This window comes from Streptomyces sp. NPDC047853 (assembly GCF_043204535.1).
GTDB lineage: Bacteria > Actinomycetota > Actinomycetes > Streptomycetales > Streptomycetaceae > Streptomyces.
This window is the reverse complement of record NZ_JBIDCI010000021.1, coordinates 50,674-66,880: the sequence shown is the minus strand read 5'-3', so window position 1 is coordinate 66,880 and position 16,207 is coordinate 50,674. Positions and strand designations below refer to the sequence as shown.

Genomic DNA, 16,207 nt, shown 5'->3' with positions numbered 1-16,207 from the left:
GTCCGGCCGTCCGGTCGCGGGGCGCGCGCCCTTGGCAGACTGGGCGCGTGCCCCGGACCGTTCTGCTCGCCGAAGACGACCGCGCCATCCGGCACGCCCTGGAGCGCGCCCTCACCCTGGAGGGGTACCGGGTCACCGCGGTCGCGGACGGCGTCGAGGCGCTGGCCGAGGCCCACCGCGCCCGGCCGGACGTCCTGGTGCTGGACGTGATGATGCCGCGCGCCGACGGCCTCCAGGTCTGCCGGGAGCTGCGCGCCGAGGGCGACCCCACGCCGATCCTGATGCTCACGGCGCTGGTGGAGACCGCCGACCGCATCGCGGGCCTCGACGCGGGCGCCGACGACTACGTGGTCAAGCCCTTCGACGTCGAGGAGGTCTTCGCCCGGCTGCGCGCCCTGCTGCGCCGCACGGACCGCGCGGAGCCCGAGGGCGGTGACGAGGTGCCCGAGGACGACGGCGACCGGGTCGGGACGGGCGGCCGGTACCTGGAGGCGGCCGGGCTGCGCATGGACCCGCGGGCCCGGCGCGCCTGGCGGGACGGGGACGAGCTGGAACTGACCCGCACCGAGTTCGGACTGCTGGAGCTGCTGGTCCGCAACGCGGGCATCGTGCTCGACCACTCCACGATCTACGACCGGATCTGGGGCTACGACTTCGGGCCCGGCTCCAAGAACCTCGCCGTCTACGTCGGCTATCTGCGCCGCAAGCTCGACCGGCCGGGCGCGCCGCGGCTGATCCAGACCGTGCGCGGGGTGGGTTACGTGCTGCGGGAGGACTGAGTGGGCCCCTCTCCGCTCGGGCGCCGGCCCCGGCTGCTGTCGCTGCGGACGACGTTCGCGGTGTCGTTCGCCACGGTCGCGGCCGTGGTCACGGTCCTCGTCGGGGTGCTGTCGTACAACGCGGCGGCCCGGCTGGTCCGGGTCGACCAGGAGTCCGTTTTCGCGCAGGTCGTGCAGGACCTGCGGGCCGAGGTGCGCGAGCGGCGGATGGCGCCCGGCGACTTCTCCTCCAACGCGCCCGGCCACGACATCGTGCGCCCGGCCCGCACCGACGTGCAGGTGCTCGGGCCGGACGGCGGGATCTCCGACCCGGCCGGCCCGCGGCTGCCGGTCACCGGCGCCGACCGGCGGGTCGCGGGCGCCGCCGACGCGGGGCGGACGGTGCAGCACGAGGACGTGGGGGTCGGCCGGGACGTCTTCCGGGTGGCGACCGTCTCCCTCGGCGGCGGCCGGGGGGCCGTGCAGGTGGCGCAGGAGTTCAGCGGCACCGAGGACCTGCTGCGGGCGCTGCAACGCCGGACGCTGCTCCTGATGGCCGCGGTGGTGACCGCGGCGGGCCTGTTCGGCTGGTGGCTCGCCCGGCGCATCACACGGCGTCTGGTGGTCCTCACCTCCGCCGCCGAGAACGTGGCCCGCACCCGCCGGCTCGGTGTTCCCGTGCCGGTCACCGGCCCCGACGAGGTGGGCCGCCTCGGCCGCGCCTTCGACCTCATGCTGGGCCGCCTCGCCCAGTCGGAGGAGGACCAGCGGCGACTGGTCCAGGACGCGGGCCACGAACTGCGGACGCCGCTCACCTCCCTGCGGACCAACATCTCGCTGCTGCGCCGGATCGACGAACTCCCGCCGGGCGCGCGCGAGGAGCTGGTCGCCGACCTGGGCCAGGAGGCGCGGGAACTGACCGACCTGGTCAACGAACTGGTCGAGCTGGCGGCCGGCCAGTCCGCCGGCGAGCCCCCGCAGCGGGTCGACCTCGCCGGGATCGCGCACGACGTGGCAGCCCAGGCCAGGCGCCGTACCGGGCGGGAGATCGGGGTGCGGGTCGGAGGTGCGACGGTGACCGACGGGCGGCCCGCCCTGCTCACCCGGGCGCTCACCAACCTGGTGGAGAACGCCGCCAAGTTCGATCCCGACGGCACCGGACCCATCGAGATCGCCGTCTCCGGGCCCGCCCGGCCGGGCACGATCCGCATCGAGGTCCGCGACCGGGGCCCCGGCATCTCCGACGCCGACCTGGCCCGAGTCTTCGACCGCTTCTACCGGGCCGCCGCCGCCCGTTCGCGGCCCGGCTCGGGCCTCGGCCTGTCCATCGTCCGGGAGGTGGCGCTGGCGCACGGGGGAGCGCCGTTCGCGGTGCGGCGGGACGGGGGCGGGTCGGTGATCGGGTTCACGGTGGGCACGGGGCTCGGGGACGACGAGGGCGACAGGGGCGACCGGGACGGCGGGGACGGCGGTGGGGGTGGCGGGTGCCTGGGGTAGTCCCTGGGGGCGGGTGCACCGCCCCGGCGTTCTGAGGCTCGGTGCGCCGGCGGGGGCCGCCGGGGTGGTCGCCCCGGTCAGTGGTGGGCGTGAACCACGGCGTGGCCCTTGCCCCGGCCGATCATCCACTTGTTGACCGGCGTGGTGATCACGAACGCCACGGCGAACCCGCCGAGCAGCGCCGACCAGAACAGCCCGTCCGACAGGTGCGCGTCCATCGCCCCCGGCGTCAGCGCGATGATGGCGTTGTCGACCAGTTCCATCACCGCGATGGAGACGGTGTCGGCGGCCAGCGCCACCTTGACGGCGGCCTTCAGGGAGACTCCGGCCCGCACCACCGCGACGAGCGTGAAGGAGTAGCCGAAGAGGAAGGCCAGGGTGATCGCGAGGACCATCGTCGGCACGTTGCCCCACATCAGGGCGGTACCGATGACCATGCCGAGGATCTCCCCGACGGCGCACCCGGTGAGGCAGTGCAGCGTCGCCTTGACCGCCGTGGCCCAGGTCGCCCCGTGCGCGTCGTGCGGGTGCCGTGCGTGGCGCTCGTCGTGGTCCATGTCGCTCCCCTTCTCGTTCCCGGTCGACGTCGCATGCGGTTCGCCGTCCATGTGTCCATGGGTCCATGCGGAGCCCGGCGAGCCACGCGATCGGGAACACCATACCCCCCAGGGGTATTCCGGAAGGTTCGGTCGATGGCCGTAGGCTCGCTGGATACGGATCGACGACGCCCTACTTGGAGGACCGGTGCCGACACGCCGGCGGATCACCGCACGCAACGCCCGTTTCCAGCAGTGGGAGGCGCTGCTGGGCAACCGGAACAAGCGCACGCGCGCGAAGGAGTTCCTGGTCCAGGGGGTGCGTCCGATCTCGCTGGCGGTGCGGTACGGCTGGCCCGTCAAGGCGCTGATCCACGACGACCGGCGGGAGCTGTCCCCGTGGGCGCGGGAGCTGCTGCGCGAGGTCGACGCCGAGCAGGTGGCGATGGCGCCCGAGCTGCTGGCGGAGCTGGGGGAGAAGAACGAGAGCGCGCCGGAGCTCGTCGCGGTCGTCGAGATGCCGGCCGACGACCTGGACCGGCTCCCCGTCGACACCGATTTCCTGGGCGTCCTGTTCGACCGGCCGACGAGTCCCGGGAACATCGGCAGCATCATCCGGTCCGCGGACGCCTTCGGGGCGAGCGGGCTCGTCGTGTCCGGGCACGCCGCGGACGTCTACGACCCCAAGTCGGTGCGGGCCAGCACCGGCTCCCTGTTCGCCCTGCCGGCCGTGCGGGTGGGGTCGCCCGGCACCGTCGTGGACTGGGTCGCCGCGCGGCGCGCCGAGGGGCGGCCGATCGTGCTGGTCGGCACGGACGAGAAGGGCGAGTGCGAGGTCTTCGACTTCGACTTCACCCAGCCGGTGCTGCTGCTGGTCGGCAACGAGACGTCCGGATTGAGCAGCGCCTGGCGGGACCTGTGCGACCACACCGTCAGCATCCCGATGACCGGTTCCGCGAGTTCCCTGAACGCCGCCAACGCCGCGACCGCCGTGCTCTACGAGGCGCACCGGCAGCGCCTCGTCGCCGCGAGGCGCGCCTGACGTCTCGGGGCGCCGGCGTCAGACGACCGCGAGCCGTGCCAGGCCCCACAGGATGATCAGGTCGAGGGCCATCACACTGATCGACCAGAGGGGGTAGTAGGGGATGAACATGAACTGGGTCACGAGGCTGACCGCTGCGGTGGCCAGCCCGGCCGCGCGCCCCCAGCTCATGGACCGCAGCATCGCCACCCCCACGACGATCAGCCCGACGCCCACGACCAGGTGGATCCAGCCCCAGCTGGTGAGGTCGAACCGGTACTCGTAGTGCCGCGGCACCCCGTAGAGGCGGTCCTCGGCGATGCCGGTGATGCCCTGAAGGACGCTCAGCACTCCGCTGACGAGCAGCGGCACGCCGAAGTACCGCATCGGCCCGGCGGACCGCCCGTCGTCGGATCGCCCGGCGCCGCGGTCGGTCGGGCCGGTCTCGTGCCGTGCTCCATGGGGCATGTCCACCATGACCTCTCCACTCTTCGTCTCCGAGCGATGGTCACCGCGCCTCACGGTGCGGGCGGGAGGCGGGCGCGTCCGCCACGGTGACAGCGTCACCCTCGCGTGGCCGTGCGGCGACCGCACCGGGGCCGTACGGGTCTGCCCCTCCGGCGCGCGAGGTCCCCCGCCCCTCACCCGACGCCACCTGTCACCCCCCTGGCGCCACCTATCCCCCCCTCTGGCGCCACCTGTCCCCCCCTCCTGGCGCCACCTGCCACCCCCCCTGGCGCCACATGGCGCCAAGTGGCGCCCATCCGGGCCCGCAGAGAGCCATAGGCCTGCCGATCCCTTCTCCCTTCGCACTTTTTCCTCCGTGTTTCCGCAGGTGGGAGCGGTGTCAGCGAGAGAATCGCGAGCGGGCGCCAGCAGAGCTTGCGCATGGCATCACTGTGGTGCCATGATGGCGTCATGGACCTCACACCGTATGTCGACACCCTCCGCCGCGAACTGGCGGTGGCCGCCGAAGCCGGCGGCAAGGACGCTCGTGAGCTGGCCGAGAGGCTCACCGCGCCGCTGGAATCGGCGACCCGGCTGACCATGCTGCACGTGCTCTCCGCCGCGATGGACGAGATCACCCGCGAACTCGCCCCCGGCTCGGTCGACGTACGGCTGCGCGGGCTGGACCCCGACTTCGTGGTGACACCGCCGCCCACCGACGACGGCGCCTCCGCGGAGCCCACCGTGCCCGCGGAACCGCTGAGGGTCCCGGCACTTCCCGCCGACGGCGACGAGGGCGGCACCGCCCGGGTGAACCTGCGCCTGCCGGCCCACCTCAAGACGCGCGCCGAGGAGGCCGCGAACCGCGAAGGGCTGTCGGTCAACGCCTGGCTGGTCCGCGCCGTGTCGGCTGCGGTCGAGGGAGGCGCCGGGCCCCGCCCGACGGAGAAGGCCCGCACCGTCGGGCAGAGCTTCCAGGGCTGGGTGCGCTAGGGAGCGCCACCGCCCGCACCTCGAAGAAGAAGCACCGCAATCCATCACGTCCCACCAGCGGGGACGCCCCCATGACTCATGAGGACGGTACAGCCATGCCTTCTTTCGACACCTCCGGACCGATCGCGGTCAACGCCCACGTGGGCGCCGGCTCCATCCGGTTCACCGCGGGCGACCGGCTCGACACCGTCGTCGAGGTGCGGCCCGGCGACCCCGGACGGGACAAGGACGTACGGGCCGCCGAGCAGACCCAGATCTCCTTCGCGAACGACGTCCTCACCATCAGCACGAAGGACCGCCGCATCATCGGGCCGACCGGCGTCGTCGACGTGACGGTCGAGCTGCCCGCGGGTTCGCACATCGACACGACCGGCTCCTGGACCCAGGTGCTCGGTGAGGGCCCGCTCGGCGAGGTCCGGGTGAAGACCTCGGGCGGTGACGTCCGCCTGGACACGACCGGCCCGCTCCGGCTCGCCGCCTCCCACGGCTCGGTCACCGTGGACCGGGTGGAGGGTACGGCCGAGATCACCACCAGCTCCGGCAGCGTGCGCGTCGGCCTCGTGGAGGGCGCCGCGGTCCTGAAGAACTCGCACGGCTCCACGACCGTCGGCGCCGCCCTCGGCGACCTGCGGGTCAGCCACGCCAACGGCGACATCGACATCACCCGCGCCGAGGGCTCGCTCACCGCCACCACGGCCCACGGCACGCTGCGGGTGGGTGAGGTGGTGCGCGGCGAGGTGCGGCTGGAGACCTCCTACGGTGCCATCGAGATCGGCATCCGCGAGGGCACGGCCGCCTGGCTCGACGCGCACTCGGACGCCGGGCGGGTGCGCAACACGCTCACCGCGTCCGACAACCCCGGGCAGACCGAGGACACCGTCAAGATCCGCGCCCGCACGCGGTACGGCAACGTCGACGTCCACCGCGCCAAGGTCTGACGGACCCGCCCCTCCCGCTCACCCCCAGTCGTCCCGTCATCCACTCGCCCCACTCCTCGAAGGGGAGGGCTCCATGCCTTCATCTGTCATGCCCACGCCCAGGCGGGACGGTCGCCACCCGTCACCGGCCGCTGTCTCCGCCGTCGGTCTGCGCAAGTCGTACGGCGACAAGACCGTCCTCGACGGCATCGACCTGCACATCCCCGCCGGAACCGTCTTCGCGCTGCTCGGCCCGAACGGCGCCGGCAAGACAACCGCCGTGAAGATCCTCTCCACCCTCGTCACGGCCGACGGCGGGCAGGCCCAGGTCGCGGGCCACGACATCGCCGCCGACCCCCAGGCCGTCCGTGCCGCGATCGGGGTCACCGGGCAGTTCTCCGCGGTGGACGGCCTGATCACCGGTGAGGAGAACATGCTCCTCATGGCCGACCTGCACCACCTGTCCAGGGCGGAGGGGCGCCGGGTCGCCGCCGAGCTGCTGGAGCGGTTCGACCTGACGGAGGCGGCGAAGAAGCCGGCCTCCACCTACTCCGGCGGCATGAAGCGCCGCCTGGACATCGCGATGACCCTGGTCGGGGGCCCGCGGATCATCTTCCTCGACGAGCCGACCACCGGCCTGGACCCGCGCAGCCGCCACACCATGTGGGGCATCATCCGCGAGCTGGTCACGGGCGGGGTGACGGTCTTCCTCACCACCCAGTACCTGGAGGAGGCCGACGAACTCGCCGACCGCATCGCCGTGCTCCACGACGGCGGGATCGCCGCAGAAGGCAGCGCCGAGGAACTGAAGCGGCAGATCCCCGGCGGTCACGTGCGCCTGCGCTTCACCGACCCCGCCGCCCACCGGTCCGCCGCCCTCGCCCTCGGCGAGGTCACCCGCGACGACGAGGCGCTCACCCTGCAGATCCCGTCCGACGGCAGCCAGCGCGCGCTGCGCTCCCTCCTCGACCGGCTCGACGCGGCCGGCGTCGAGGCCGACGAGCTGACCGTGCACACCCCCGACCTCGACGACGTGTTCTTCGCCCTGACCGGCCCCACCGACCAGCCCAAGGAGACCGTCCGATGAACGCCGCCCCGGCCGTCGCCCGCCCGACCCGGCTCTCCCTCGCCGCGCGCGACTCCGGCACGATGCTGCGCCGCAACCTCCTGCACGCCCGGCGCTATCCGTCCCTGACGCTGAACCTGCTGCTCACGCCGGTCGTACTCCTGCTGCTCTTCGTCTACATCTTCGGCGACGTGATGAGCGCGGGGATCGGCGACGGCGGCGCCGACCGGTCCGAGTACGTCGCCTACCTGGTGCCGGGGCTGCTGCTGATGACCATCGGCTCCACCACCATCGGCACCGCGGTCTCCGTCGCCATGGACATGAGCGAGGGCATCATCGCCCGCTTCCGCACGATGGCCATCCATCGCGGGTCGGTGCTCGTCGGGCACGTGGTCGGCAGCGTTCTTCAGGCGATGGCGAGCGTGGTCGTCGTCGGCGCCGTCGCCGTGGCCATCGGCTTCCGCTCGACGGACGCCACCGTCCTCGAGTGGCTCGTGGCGCTCGGGCTGCTGGCCTTCGTCACCCTGGCGCTCACCTGGGTCGCGGTCGGCATGGGCCTGGTCAGCCCGAACGCCGAGGCCGCCAGCAACAACGCCATGCCGCTGATCTTCCTGCCGTTCATCTCCAGCGCCTTCGTCCCGGTGGACGCGATGCCGGGCTGGTTCCAGCCGATCGCCGCGTACCAGCCCTTCACCCCGGCCATCGAGACCCTGCGCGGACTGCTGCTCGGCACCGAGATCGGGCACAACGGCTGGCTCGCGGCCGGCTGGTGCCTGCTCCTCACCGTCCTCGGCTACCTCTGGGCGAAGGCGTCCTTCGACCGCGACCCGAGCTGACCCGCACCGCCGGCCGGCCTCCCCCGCCCGGCACCCGTCCCACCGGGGCGGCGTACACCGACACCGCGTCGGCGTACGTCGCCCCGCACGCGTGTCTGGTGCCTCGTACGCGTATCGGTGCCATGGCGCTGACCTGGGACGAGTCGTCATCGACCAGCGAAGGGCGCCACTCGTGGCACCTCATGGCGACGCATGGCGCCAAAAAGGGTCGTCATGGTGCCATGTGTGTGCCATCATGGTGTCAGCGCGAACGAGGGTCCCCGGCCACGAGGCCCGGGAGGCGTCCGCGGAGGGGGCCGGATCAGGTGAACAGGGGGCGGATCATGGACACAGCGCACCACCCGCGGAAGACGGCACCCGGCACCTGCACCGCCTTCGCGCGCTTCGTGCTCTGCGGCGGCGGGATCGGGCTCGCCTCCAGCTTCGCCGTGGCGGCCCTCGCCTCCTGGCTGCCGTGGGCCCTGGCCAACGCGCTGATCACCGTGGTTTCTACGCTCCTCGCCACCGAGTTGCACGCCCGCTTCACCTTCGGCGCGGGCCGCGGCGCGACCTGGCGCGAGCACGCACAGTCGGCCGGCTCGGCGGCGGCGGCGTACGCGGTCACCTGCCTCGCCATGTTCGGCCTGCACTGTGTGGTGGCGACGTCCGGTCCGGTGCTGGAGCAGGCCGTCTACCTCTCCGCCTCGGCCCTCGCCGGCGTGGGTCGTTTCGCGGTGCTGCGCCTGGTGGTCTTCGCGCGCGGCCGGTCGAAGGCCGGGGGCGGTGCGTGCCGTGTGCCCGGGGCACTGGACCGCGCTGTCTCCGGCCACTCCGGCGGAGCACGTCGAGGGGCCTTGGTGTCGTGCGACACCAAGGCCCCGAAGGAACTGCAACACCATCTGCCGGCCCTAGTGCTGCGCCGGCATTCTGTTTCCGCACTGCCGCGCTGTACTGCCGCGGAGGTGCGGGGATCGCGGATGCGTGACCGGAGACCACCTGCCTATCGATGTCCTGCGGTACCCGGGCCTCGTGCCATCCGCCCGGGCGATCCTGATGGCGCTCGACTCCTCCGTTCTTCCCTCTGAACCAACTGTCCGCGGGACGGTGTCCCGCTCGAACTGCGGTACTGCCGTACTGCTCGGCGGCCCCTCATCACTGCGGGCCACCCGGTCCGGTCGTCAGTCCCGTCGCCGTCCTGCGACAACCCTGGCTTCGAAACTCCACCACCGGACCGTCATGCGGGTACTGCTGCCCGGCAGTTCGTGTCTGCCGGGCCTCGCTCGATCTCGACTACGAAAGAAACCATAACCACATGATGACCGAATGTCTACTCCAGCGAGTACAGGTTTCATGGGCTTGGTGATGAGGTATCCCTGCGGCGACCGCCAAGGCTTGCCGGGCTTCGCGGCGCGCTTCCCGGCACGCGAAAGGGCCCTACCGGCGTGCCGGTAGGGCCCTTTCGCGTGCTGCTCGGCTCAGGCCGCCGTGGCGGCCTGCGGGGCGAAGGGACCGATGAGGTCGGCGACGTCCCGCAGGCGGATGCGGTCCGTGTATCCCGAGCTGTCCCGCACGGCCGTGAGACGGACGCCGTGGACCAGCCCGGTGCACAGGCCGTCCTCGTCGCGTACGACCAGGTGACCCGTACGCGCGGCGGCCATCACGGACAGCGCCACTTCCACGGTCATGTCCTCCCACACCTGGGGCTCGCCCGCGTCCGCGGGGCCGGCCGCGCAGCCGTGCGCGGGGTGGGGGCGAACCGTGCGGAACTGCGGCTGGACCAGCGTCAAGGGGTGCCTCCTGCGGGGGTGGGCCGGCTTCCTGATCACGGGGGTCATGCCGCGCCACCGAGGGCGGACCGCCCCGCGGCCGTGCGGCGGGCCGCAGCGGGGCGGCGCCGGCCGCGTGAGGTGGAGCCGCGCCGCTTGGGGCGTTCGACCACGGGCGCGGTGATGACGACCGGGATGCCGGAAGGTGCCTGGGCGCCGGTGATGCGGTGCAGGTCCTCCGTGCCCGAACGGACCTGGGTGGTCTGCGGGACGATGCCGGCGGTGGCCATGAGCCGGGTCATGCCGCGGCGCTGGTTGGGGGTGACCAGGGTGACGACGCTGCCGGACTCACCGGCGCGGGCCGTGCGGCCGCCGCGGTGGAGGTAGTCCTTGTGGTCGGTCGGAGGGTCGACGTTGACGACGAGGTCGAGGCTGTCGACGTGGATGCCGCGCGCCGCGACGTTGGTCGCCACCAGCACGCTCACGTGTCCGTCCTTGAACTGCGTCAGCGTGCGGGTGCGCTGCGGCTGCGACTTGCCCCCGTGCAGGGCGGCGGCCCGTACCCCGCTGTTCAGGAGGTGTTCGGTGAGGCGGTCGACGGCGTGCTTGGTGTCCAGGAACATGAGTACCCGGCCGTCGCGTGCGGCGATCTCGGTGGTGGCCGCGTGCTTGTCGGCGCCGTGGACGTGGAGCACGTGGTGCTCCATGGTCGTGACCGCGCCGGCCGACGGGTCGACGGAGTGGACGACGGGGTCGCTCAGGTAGCGGCGCACGAGCAGGTCGACGTTGCGGTCGAGCGTGGCGGAGAACAGCATGCGCTGCCCGTCGGGCCGGACCTGGTCCAGCAGGGCGGTGACCTGCGGCATGAAGCCCATGTCGGCCATCTGGTCGGCCTCGTCGAGGACGGTGACGGCGACCTGGTCCAGCCGGCAGTCGCCGCGTCCGATGAGGTCCTTGAGGCGTCCCGGCGTGGCGACGACGATCTCGGCCCCGCCGCGCAACGCGCTCGCCTGCCTGCCGATCGGCATCCCTCCCACCACGGTGGCCAGACGCAGCTTCACCGACCGGGCGTACGGCGTGAGCGCGTCGGTGACCTGCTGCGCCAGCTCACGGGTCGGTACGAGCACCAGCCCCAGCGGCTGCCGGGCCTCGGCGCGTCGTCCGGCCGTCCGGGCGAGCAGGGCCAGCCCGAAGGCCAGGGTCTTGCCGGAACCGGTGCGCCCCCGCCCGAGGACGTCGCGGCCCGCGAGGGAGTTCGGCAGCGTGGCGGCCTGGATCGGGAACGGCACCGTCACGCCCTGCGAGCCGAGCGCCGCCAGCAGCTCGTGGGGCATGTCGAGAGCGGCGAAGGCCTCCGCGGCGGGAAGCGCGGGAGTGATCGTCTCGGGGAGGGCGAACTCGCCCTGAACCGGGGCGGGTCGGCGGCCGTGACCGCCGGAGCGGCTCGGCCCGCCGGAGCGGTTCGGCCCGCCGGAGCGGCGCGGGGCCGACGAACCGAAGCGGCTGCCGCCCCTCTGGGAGTCGGCACCGCCGTTGCGGGTGCGGGTGAATCGTTCGTTCGTGCGTGTGCGGTTCATGCGGAACCTTCCTCGACTCGGCACATATCAAGGAATTCCCGCAGCGAAGAGCGGCACGGAGAATTGCAAGAAAGGCCGGTGGGCGCGGCCACGGAACTGGCCGGCGAAAAGGGGGCGGGCGCGGACCCCTGAAACAAGTGATGCGCCGTGCGGCCGATCCGGGCGCGGTGAGCGTACGGATGTCCTGGCCGTCGTCCACAGGAAAACTGCGGAAAAATGCGAGCAGCTGGGGCCCGCACCCCGAAGGATGCGGGCCCCAGCTGCTAAGTGCGCGTCAGAGTCAGGCGAGAACGATGTTCTCGGCCGTCGGGCCCTTCTGGCCCTGCGCGATGTCGAAGTTCACCTTCTGGCCTTCGAGCAGCTCACGGAAGCCCTGGGCGGCGATGTTCGAGTAGTGGGCGAACACGTCGGCGCCGCCACCGTCCTGCTCGATGAAGCCGAAGCCCTTTTCCGCGTTGAACCACTTCACGGTGCCAGTAGCCATGTCTTTTTCTCCTTCGGGGCAGTGCGTCGGTACCCGCACTGTGCGGGCACCGCGTCGCCGCGATGATCACCCCATCCGGAAAAGACCGGATATACAAAAGCGCTTCCGTCGGCACGGGGGCCGGACGGAGGGCGCTTGAAGTCTGGGAACCACAACTGCAACTGAGATCGACAGTAGCACGGTGCGGCGGTCTGTGGGTGCTGAAGAAATCCGCTCCGCTTACTGCGGTAGAGAATCTGTCTGCGCGTTCCATTTGAATCTCGACCCGCGACTACAGGTATTGCTCCAGCCGGAACGAAGCGTTTCAGCCGACGAGTGGTCGGCCCGCGAGCGCTATGACCTGCTCGCGGGCGGCGGGGCTGTGGCCGACGAAGCGTTGTGAGACCAGGACGCGGTGGTCGACGCGGGGACGAGACGGACGCGGTTTTGGTCGGAGCGCATGGGCTCCGAGCGAAGCGACCAGACGGCTCGTCAGCTGGGAGCGGCCCGTCCTGTCCGCGACGGGGCAGAGGCGTCGGCGAGGTCGGCACCCGTGTCGGCGTCCCGCCCTACCCTCTCGATGCCGTGCCAGTCCAGGCACATGATGGTCGCGTCGTCCTCCAGATGTCCCTGATTGGCATCGACGACGGCAGTTATGAGGGCGCGGGCGGCTTCGCGGGGATGCAGTGCGCGGGTACGGACGATCAGGTCCGGCAGGGCGACGCTGCCGGCGTTGCGTTCCAGCATGCCGTCCGTCAGCATCACCAGCCGGTCACCGGGCCGTAGATCCAGCCGCTGGACACGGTAGGTGTGCGGTACGTGCAAACCGAACGGCATGTCGACCTGCGGAGTGATCTGCCGCACCTGCCCGTCCCGCATCACCAGCGGCCAGGGGTGCCCGGCGTTGATGAACTCGGTACCGCCGTCGGCCAGGCTGATCCGCAGAATTTGTCCGGTGACGTAGCCCGGGCTGTGCTCGCGCATGGCCTGATCGGCCTGGCGGGCCTGCTCGGCGAGGTCGGCGCCCGCCCGTCGGGCCCGGCGCAGGGCACCCACGGCGAGGGTGGCCAGGAGCGCGGCGTCGACGTCGTGGCCCATGGCGTCGGTGACGGAGAGCTGCACCGCGTCCCGGTCGATCGTGTAGTCGAAGGTGTCGCCCCCGACGTGGTCGGCGGGTTCCAGGGCCCCGGCGACCGCGAACTGTGCCGCCTCGCACGCCAGTGACGCCGGCAGCAGCCGGTGCTGGATCTCCGCCGCCAGGCTCAACGGCTTGGTGCGGCGGCCCCACTGATAGACGTCGGTGAAGGACCGGTTCGCGATGACGATGTACGCCAGGGCATGCGCGCTCTCGCCGATCTCCTGCATCACCTGGGCGTCCGGTGCCGCGGGCAGGAACAGTTCGAGAAGCCCTATGGCATCCCCTCGGTTGGTCACCGGGGCGACCACGCGTACCCGCCTGTCTTCGCCCGTTTCCTCCACGCGCGGCTGCTGGGTGCGGATCACGTCGTCGTACAGGGTGCCCCGCATCGTGATGCGGCGGGCGGGCTCGCCGGTATCGACGCTTCCTGCGGCCCCCAGCCGTACGACCGAACCGCCGGTGAAGTCGGTGATCAGGAACGACACCGACACGGCCCCGAGATGCTCCCTGAGCATCCGTGCGACCACGTCGAGGGACTCCACCGGTGCAGCGGTCTCCGCCGCCGCCAGCACCCCTGCCAGGGTCAGGGCCCCGCCCTGGACACTGCTCACAGAAGAGGTCATCGGCTCGCTGTCCCTGCCCGGCACGTCTCCGCTCACGCCCACTCCCTGCTGCTCGATGCTCCGGGCCTCGTCCAGTGTGCCGAAAATGCCGGTGCCAGGCCGATGCGGGCAGTCACATTCCACCACGACCGCCACATCGGACGCGTCAAGGCAACTCGAACAGACGGGGTCGGGCGAAGGCGCCGTTGCGTACCCCGGAGCTGCCGGCTGCGAGCGGGTCGGGCGGCGGGATCTGGCCGTGGCCGTCTCACACCCCACCCGTTGCATCGCGAGCCTGAGGCCCGAAACCCTGGCCGCGTCGGCTCGTGACGATGAACCGTCGGAAGCGCCATGGGGCGGCCTGCCCTGGCCGACTGCCCTGGTGAGGCAGGATTGCTGCCATGCGGACCCGACCTGTACTGGTTTACGACGGTGACTGCCGATTCTGTACGACGTCAGTCACCTTCCTCGAACGCCGGCTACGACCCGACTGCTCCATCACACCGTGGCAGTTCGCTGACCTGGCCGCTCTGGGCGCCACTCAGAGTCAGGCCGAGTACGAGGCCCTGTGGATCACGCCCGACGGGGCCGTGTACGGCGGTGCGCAGGCGGTGGCCAGGCTGTTGCTGCGCGCAGGCAAGGGGTGGGCCGTTCTCGGCGCGCTGCTCACCCTGCCGCCGTTCCGCTGGGTCGCGCACGGCGTCTACCGGATCGTCGCGAACAACCGCGACCGTCTGCCGGGCGGAACCGCGACCTGCGCCCTGCCCGCAGGCCGTCGCTGACGGTGGCCCCGGCGGACCGTCGGTGTCATCCCTTCCGCCCTGCCGCCGACCTTCACCGCAGGTGCAAGCCGGGGCTCCCGGACTTGACCTGCGGAGGCACGGCGCCACCCCCGGCCACTCCGGTCTCACCGCGGGGCCGCGGCAGCCGTACGCCGAACCGCCGTGCCGTACGGCGCCCCAGGCGGGGCAGTGAGGTGTAGAAGCGGTCGGGCAGGAACACGGCGTCCGCGATGATCATGGCGCCCGAGAAGACCGGCAGCCCCAGCAGGACCGCGATGCCGGCGTGCATGCCCAGCAGGACCGCGAGGACCGGGTACTTGAGCCTGCCGAACAGTACGAACGGGAAAGCGACCTGGGTGAGCACGGTCAGGTAGCTGATGGCCGCGATCGCGAGTGGGTACTGGTCCAGGAAGAGGGAGAGCGCGGGCCAGGGCTGGAAGAGTTCGAGGTGCAGTACGTAGTGGAGTGCCGTGCCGTCGGCCCAGTACGATCCCTGGACCTTGTACAGGCCGGCTGATCCGTACAGGAAGCAGACCTGGGCCGCGATGACGAAGACGCCGCAGTTGTGCACCACGGTGGTCAAGGTGACGCGGGCGTCACGGAGTTGCCGAGCGGTCGGGCCGGGACTCTTCGCACGGGGTGTCGCACCGGCCGCGCGAGCCGCCTTGCGTCGCTCGCGGCGTGCGTCCAGGGACCAGCGTCGGCCGCACGCGGTGAGCACGAGGTACAGGGACATCAGGAGGACCAGGTTGTCGCCTCCGTCCGTCATGAAGATCGACCGTGAGTGGAACGACGTCACCACGACGGCGAACACGATGGACGTGGCCCGGGTCCGCCAGCCGAGCATGAACAGCGCGGACGTCACGAGAGCCACCCCGTAGCACAGCTCGAAGTAGGCCCGGTCGTCCGACAGGAGCAGGAAGCTGTACCACCCGGTCTGGTCGAAGAGCTGCGCGGCCAGCGCGGGTGTCCACGGGGAGCCCGGACCCCAGATCTCGTGGCGGTGCGGGAACTCGCGGAGCAGGAAGACCAGGTAGAGCAGTCCGTAGCCGATGCGCAGCACCGACGTGGCGTACAGGGATACCGGTCGGCCGGTGACGAGCGTGAGTGCCGCAGCGGGGAGCTTGCGCAGCCGTTCACTTCCCATGAGAGGTCACCTTCCACCAGGGCAGGAGTCGGTTCTCGACAGGCTTCGGTGGACTGTCCGCCGCGTTGGAGCCGGGTGCCGCGACGGGGAGCGTGATGACCCGGAGCTGGATGAAGTCGATGTGGCGGCCGTCGTCGCCGCGGTGCTCGGCGATGCGGTCCGAGGCGATGTTGTTCATGTATTTCTGGAGCATCGCGGCCCGCTCCGAGCGAGCGGTGTCGTCCTTCCCGTGTGATTCGGCGTAAGCGGTCCAGGCGCGGCGCAGCAGATTCTGTGCCGTGTGGCTGGGAAACGCCTGGTGTTCGATGGCCTCACTGTCCACGGCCGACAGGTCGAACCAAGGACTGACCTGCATCGATCCACCGGGGTCGGCGTGCGCGGTTCTCGCCAGGACCTGTCGGTTGACGGAATCGGGATTGGGCGCGAAAAGCCGCCAGTTCTGTTCGAAGAGGGGATAGACCCATGCGTCGATCTGCTGGTTGTACCGCCGGGAGACGGGGTTGGGCGGTGCGACGTGGAAGAAGACGAGGGCGACGTGGACCGCAGTCACGGCCAGGCAGAGGAACACGGTCGTGTGCAGGACCGTTTTCAGTAGCCGTACCCCCACCGGCAGTGATCCGGAAGCGCCCGGTTCGGCGTGGCGTTCCCGCGGCGGACCGGAGTCGCACTGCCCGAGGTCACG

Annotated in this window: 17 protein-coding genes and 1 pseudogene; 9 read left to right on the top strand and 9 right to left on the bottom strand. The window is 71.5% G+C overall.

The genetic code is table 11. From position 1 onward, the window contains the following. Positions 1 to 47 precede the first annotated feature (47 nt). Entirely contained in the window at positions 48 to 779 is a 732-nt protein-coding gene (locus tag ACGF5T_RS30235; RefSeq protein ID WP_356609394.1) for a response regulator transcription factor, read from the top strand. Next, a complete protein-coding gene (locus ACGF5T_RS30230) occupies positions 780 to 2,255 on the top strand; it encodes a HAMP domain-containing sensor histidine kinase (RefSeq protein ID WP_356609392.1) in 1,476 nt (491 codons plus the stop codon). A 77-nt stretch (positions 2,256 to 2,332) separates the two neighbouring features. On the opposite strand, the gene ACGF5T_RS30225 is transcribed toward ACGF5T_RS30230, so the two are convergent. After that, positions 2,333 to 2,812, bottom strand: a complete 480-nt coding sequence (locus ACGF5T_RS30225) for a DUF4396 domain-containing protein (protein ID WP_356609390.1) — start codon at positions 2,810 to 2,812, stop codon at positions 2,333 to 2,335. 187 nt (positions 2,813 to 2,999) lie between these two features. On the opposite strand from ACGF5T_RS30225, the gene ACGF5T_RS30220 reads away from it, so the two are divergent. Then, positions 3,000 to 3,833, top strand: a complete 834-nt coding sequence (locus ACGF5T_RS30220; protein WP_356609388.1) for a TrmH family RNA methyltransferase — start codon at positions 3,000 to 3,002, stop codon at positions 3,831 to 3,833. Between the two features lie 18 nt (positions 3,834 to 3,851). Here ACGF5T_RS30220 and ACGF5T_RS30215 read toward each other — a convergent pair whose 3' ends face one another. Continuing rightward, positions 3,852 to 4,289, bottom strand: coding sequence for a hypothetical protein (locus tag ACGF5T_RS30215; RefSeq protein ID WP_366769314.1), 438 nt, complete (start codon positions 4,287 to 4,289; stop codon positions 3,852 to 3,854). A gap of 441 nt (positions 4,290 to 4,730) precedes the next feature. On the opposite strand from ACGF5T_RS30215, the gene ACGF5T_RS30210 reads away from it, so the two are divergent. The 5 genes from ACGF5T_RS30210 to ACGF5T_RS30190 all read left to right on the top strand — a co-directional run bounded on the left by ACGF5T_RS30210 (position 4,731) and on the right by ACGF5T_RS30190 (position 9,135). Beyond that, positions 4,731 to 5,252, top strand: a complete 522-nt coding sequence (locus ACGF5T_RS30210) for a hypothetical protein (protein WP_366769315.1) — start codon at positions 4,731 to 4,733, stop codon at positions 5,250 to 5,252. Between the two features lie 95 nt (positions 5,253 to 5,347). After that, complete coding sequence (locus tag ACGF5T_RS30205; protein WP_366769317.1) at positions 5,348 to 6,190, top strand: DUF4097 family beta strand repeat-containing protein; 843 nt, start codon at positions 5,348 to 5,350, stop codon at positions 6,188 to 6,190. Positions 6,191 to 6,263: 73 nt separating this feature from the next. After that, on the top strand, positions 6,264 to 7,256 hold the full coding sequence (locus ACGF5T_RS30200) for an ATP-binding cassette domain-containing protein (protein WP_392889849.1): 993 nt from the start codon (positions 6,264 to 6,266) through the stop codon (positions 7,254 to 7,256). Then, positions 7,253 to 8,071, top strand: a complete 819-nt coding sequence (locus ACGF5T_RS30195) for an ABC transporter permease (RefSeq protein WP_366768918.1) — start codon at positions 7,253 to 7,255, stop codon at positions 8,069 to 8,071. The genes ACGF5T_RS30200 and ACGF5T_RS30195 overlap by 4 nt, the downstream gene beginning before the upstream one ends. 323 nt (positions 8,072 to 8,394) lie before the next feature. Further along, positions 8,395 to 9,135 carry a hypothetical protein gene (locus tag ACGF5T_RS30190; protein WP_392889845.1) on the top strand — a complete coding sequence of 247 codons (741 nt, stop codon included), beginning with the start codon at positions 8,395 to 8,397 and terminating at the stop codon, positions 9,133 to 9,135. A 390-nt stretch (positions 9,136 to 9,525) separates the two neighbouring features. Here the strand turns inward: ACGF5T_RS30190 and ACGF5T_RS30185 are convergent, their stop codons facing one another. From ACGF5T_RS30185 to ACGF5T_RS30165, 5 genes and pseudogenes are all read right to left on the bottom strand, one after another. Then, positions 9,526 to 9,837 (bottom strand): CBS domain-containing protein, encoded by a 312-nt coding sequence (locus ACGF5T_RS30185; RefSeq protein ID WP_361014030.1) that lies wholly within the window; start codon positions 9,835 to 9,837, stop codon positions 9,526 to 9,528. Between the two features lie 44 nt (positions 9,838 to 9,881). Then, a complete protein-coding gene (locus tag ACGF5T_RS30180) occupies positions 9,882 to 11,393 on the bottom strand; it encodes a DEAD/DEAH box helicase (RefSeq protein WP_356609373.1) in 1,512 nt (503 codons plus the stop codon). 280 nt (positions 11,394 to 11,673) lie between these two features. Further along, positions 11,674 to 11,877, bottom strand: a complete 204-nt coding sequence (locus ACGF5T_RS30175) for a cold-shock protein (protein ID WP_003974279.1) — start codon at positions 11,875 to 11,877, stop codon at positions 11,674 to 11,676. Between the two features lie 307 nt (positions 11,878 to 12,184). Continuing rightward, a pseudogene (locus tag ACGF5T_RS30170) lies at positions 12,185 to 12,274 on the bottom strand (restriction endonuclease); the annotation flags it as partial. A gap of 74 nt (positions 12,275 to 12,348) precedes the next feature. Next, positions 12,349 to 13,581, bottom strand: coding sequence for a PP2C family protein-serine/threonine phosphatase (locus ACGF5T_RS30165; protein WP_356609473.1), 1,233 nt, complete (start codon positions 13,579 to 13,581; stop codon positions 12,349 to 12,351). Positions 13,582 to 13,997: 416 nt separating this feature from the next. Here ACGF5T_RS30165 and ACGF5T_RS30160 point away from each other — a divergent pair, with 416 nt between their 5' ends. Continuing rightward, complete coding sequence (locus ACGF5T_RS30160) at positions 13,998 to 14,378, top strand: DUF393 domain-containing protein (protein ID WP_356609371.1); 381 nt, start codon at positions 13,998 to 14,000, stop codon at positions 14,376 to 14,378. Positions 14,379 to 14,430: 52 nt separating this feature from the next. Here the strand turns inward: ACGF5T_RS30160 and ACGF5T_RS30155 are convergent, their stop codons facing one another. Both ACGF5T_RS30155 and ACGF5T_RS30150 read right to left on the bottom strand, forming a co-directional pair. Further along, entirely contained in the window at positions 14,431 to 15,525 is a 1,095-nt protein-coding gene (locus tag ACGF5T_RS30155; protein WP_366768919.1) for an HTTM domain-containing protein, read from the bottom strand. Beyond that, positions 15,515 to 16,132, bottom strand: coding sequence for a DUF5819 family protein (locus ACGF5T_RS30150; protein WP_392889881.1), 618 nt, complete (start codon positions 16,130 to 16,132; stop codon positions 15,515 to 15,517). Before ACGF5T_RS30150 ends, ACGF5T_RS30155 begins: the two co-directional genes overlap by 11 nt. Positions 16,133 to 16,207: the final 75 nt, after the last annotated feature.

Bases quoted from the DNA above. Each gene is read 5' to 3' on its own strand.
- ACGF5T_RS30175 (WP_003974279.1), bottom strand. From the start codon at position 11,877: ATGGCTACTGGCACCGTGAAGTGGTTCAACGCGGAAAAGGGCTTCGGC.
- ACGF5T_RS30215 (WP_366769314.1), bottom strand. From the start codon at position 4,289: ATGGTGGACATGCCCCATGGAGCACGGCACGAGACCGGCCCGACCGAC.
- ACGF5T_RS30160 (WP_356609371.1), top strand. From the start codon at position 13,998: ATGCGGACCCGACCTGTACTGGTTTACGACGGTGACTGCCGATTCTGT.
- ACGF5T_RS30205 (WP_366769317.1), top strand. From the start codon at position 5,348: ATGCCTTCTTTCGACACCTCCGGACCGATCGCGGTCAACGCCCACGTG.
- ACGF5T_RS30190 (WP_392889845.1), top strand. From the start codon at position 8,395: ATGGACACAGCGCACCACCCGCGGAAGACGGCACCCGGCACCTGCACC.
- ACGF5T_RS30180 (WP_356609373.1), bottom strand. From the start codon at position 11,393: ATGAACCGCACACGCACGAACGAACGATTCACCCGCACCCGCAACGGC.
- ACGF5T_RS30155 (WP_366768919.1), bottom strand. From the start codon at position 15,525: ATGGGAAGTGAACGGCTGCGCAAGCTCCCCGCTGCGGCACTCACGCTC.
- ACGF5T_RS30195 (WP_366768918.1), top strand. From the start codon at position 7,253: ATGAACGCCGCCCCGGCCGTCGCCCGCCCGACCCGGCTCTCCCTCGCC.
- ACGF5T_RS30210 (WP_366769315.1), top strand. From the start codon at position 4,731: ATGGACCTCACACCGTATGTCGACACCCTCCGCCGCGAACTGGCGGTG.
- ACGF5T_RS30225 (WP_356609390.1), bottom strand. From the start codon at position 2,812: ATGGACCACGACGAGCGCCACGCACGGCACCCGCACGACGCGCACGGG.
- ACGF5T_RS30200 (WP_392889849.1), top strand. From the start codon at position 6,264: ATGCCTTCATCTGTCATGCCCACGCCCAGGCGGGACGGTCGCCACCCG.